Origin of the sequence: Psychrobacter sp. UBA2514 (genome assembly GCF_002341255.1) — a bacterium.
In the GTDB taxonomy this organism is placed as follows: domain Bacteria; phylum Pseudomonadota; class Gammaproteobacteria; order Pseudomonadales; family Moraxellaceae; genus Psychrobacter; species Psychrobacter pacificensis.
In genome coordinates, this window is sequence record NZ_DDNS01000040.1 from 4,471 (window position 1) to 5,459 (window position 989).

Annotated in this window: 1 protein-coding gene and 1 pseudogene; both read left to right on the top strand. The window is 44.9% G+C overall.

Going from position 1 to position 989, the window contains the following annotated elements:
* Positions 1–204 (top strand): annotated as a pseudogene (locus B3V51_RS10595) (threonine/serine exporter family protein); the annotation flags it as partial.
* A 177-nt stretch (positions 205–381) separates the two neighbouring features.
* On the top strand, positions 382–989 hold a 608-nt coding region (locus B3V51_RS10600; protein ID WP_286708390.1), incomplete at its 3' end, for an FAD-dependent oxidoreductase.

Consider the following 989-nt stretch of genomic DNA (forward strand, 5'->3'; position numbering starts at 1 on the left):
CCAAGTGTCATCTGTATGATGCCAGGTATCGCCGCTTATAAAGCGATGGTCAGTATGGTGCAGATAGGCTATTTTGGTTTTTCGGACGAGTTATTTAGCCAAATGATGGTGTATTTATTCGAAGCCTTGTTTGTGACCTCAGGATTGGTACTGGGCTTGTCCATTCCTGGGCTGTTATTTTATAGACGGCGTGCCATAGTCTAGGCAGGTTTAAGTGGGTTTAAATGAGATTATTGTGTGTTAGGCTATTTTTGTTTAAATACTTTTATAAACTGATGCTAGCTGGCACACCCTTATGATAAAAAACTTGTAAGATGGATTATCCATACCCATTACAATAGAGTTCAAAACTGTACCGAAACTTAATGAAGAGACATAACAATGACAAAGCATTATGATTATATTTCCATTGGCGGCGGTAGCGGCGGTATTGCCTCCATTAACCGTGCAGCAAGCTATGGCAAAAAGTGCGCGATTATCGAAGCGGAGCAATTAGGCGGCACTTGCGTCAATTGGGGCTGCGTACCCAAAAAGGTGATGTGGTACGGCGCGCAAGTCGCCGAGGCGATTGAGAAGTACGCGCCAGACTACGGATTCGAGGTTGAGTTAAAGAATTTCGATTTTCAAAAACTCGTTCAAAGCCGTCAGCAGTACATCGAGAATATCCATCGCTCTTATGACAATAACTTAGCCAAAAATGGCGTGGAAGTGATTAAAGGCTTTGCTAAATTCATCGATACCAATACGGTTGAGGTCAATGGCGAGCAAATCACTGCCGATCATATCCTAATCGCGACGGGCGGTCATCCTATCAAGCCTAATATCAAAGGCGCAGAGCACGGCATCGATTCTGATGGTTTTTTTAAATTGACTCATTTGCCCAAACGCGTCGCTATCGCAGGCGCAGGTTATATCGCTGTCGAAATCGCAGGCGTGCTGAACAGCTTAGGCGCTGAGGTGCATCTATACGTGCGTCAGCATTCGCCGCT